The organism is Streptomyces sp. NPDC048392 (assembly GCF_043200575.1).
In the GTDB taxonomy this organism is placed as follows: domain Bacteria; phylum Actinomycetota; class Actinomycetes; order Streptomycetales; family Streptomycetaceae; genus Streptomyces.
On record NZ_JBICYB010000106.1, the window covers coordinates 1 to 1,177 of the forward strand.

The 1,177-nt window shown below is 63.2% G+C and carries 1 protein-coding gene; it reads left to right on the forward strand.

Going from position 1 to position 1,177, the window contains the following annotated elements; translation table 11 throughout:
• Nucleotides 1-57 precede the first annotated feature (57 nt).
• Nucleotides 58-1,152: an IS630 family transposase gene (locus tag ACGFYH_RS37385; protein ID WP_393807627.1), complete on the forward strand. Its 1,095-nt coding sequence runs from the start codon at nt 58-60 to the stop codon at nt 1,150-1,152.
• Nucleotides 1,153-1,177: the final 25 nt, after the last annotated feature.

The window sequence follows — 1,177 nt, forward strand, 5'->3', positions numbered from 1 at the left end:
CTAGTGTCTCGTGATTCCGTTTGAGTTACCTGTCGTCGATGGGCTCGTTGCTCTGGCATGGATCTCTCCGCTGAACAGATGGATGATTTGCGGGAGTTGGCGAGCTTGCGTCACGTGTCTGCTGATGTGGCCCTGCGGGCCCGGATTGTGTTGTGGTCCGCCGAGGGGCGGCGCCGCAAGGACATTGCCGAACTCGCCGGAGTGGTGCCGGTGACCGTCGATCGCTGCAAGGCCCGCTATGCCGCGCGCGGGCTGGCCGGCCTGGAGGAGAAGCGCCGTGGAGGACCGCGCGATCAGGTGCCGCCACAGACCCGGGGACGGGTGATCGCGCTGACGAAGATGTCACCTCCGGCTGATTCGGGTCTTTCGCACTGGTCCACGCGGACCCTGGCCGATCACCTGAAACGACGCGAGGGCATCTCGGTGTCCTGGCACTACGTCGCGAGGATCTGGCGCGAGGAGAATCTCAAGCCGCACCGCAGCGGCACCTTCAAGATTTCGAAGGACCCGGCGTTCGCGGACAAGGTCGCCGACGTGATCGGTCTCTACCTGGCCCCGCCGGGCGGTGCGGTGGTGCTGTCCATCGACGAGAAGACGCAGATCCAGGCGCTGGACCGGACCCAGCCCCTCCTGCCGGTCACCTTCGCGGCCACCGAGAAACGCACCCACGACTATGTCCGGCACGGCACTACGAACCTGTTCGCGTCCCTGAATGTGACCACAGGTGAAGTGCTCGGCGAGTGCAGGCCGAACAGGAACGCCGTGAACTTCCTGGCCTTCCTGAAGAAGGCCGTCAAACCGCACGCCGGGAAGGACATCCATGTCGTCCTGGACAACCTCTCCACGCACACCACGCCGGAGGTGAAGGCGTGGCTGTCGAAGAACCCGCACGTCCATTTCCACTTCACCCCCGTCGGCTCGTCGTGGCTGAACCAGGTCGAGATCTGGTTCGGGATCCTGACCCGGCAGTCGATCCGCCGCGGCACCTTCTCCAGCGTCAATGTCCTGATCAAGCAGATCCGCGACTACATCGACTCCTGGAACGAGAACGCGAAACCCTTCACATGGACCGCGACTGCCGGCGAGGTCCTTGCGAAGGTCCGCCTCGTCCAGACCAACATGAAGAAGCTCGTCAGGAACAACTCAAAGTGACATAAACGGAATCACGAGACACTAG

Coding starts and splice junctions, on each gene's coding strand:
- ACGFYH_RS37385 (WP_393807627.1), top strand. CDS start 58: ATGGATCTCTCCGCTGAACAGATGGATGATTTGCGGGAGTTGGCGAGC.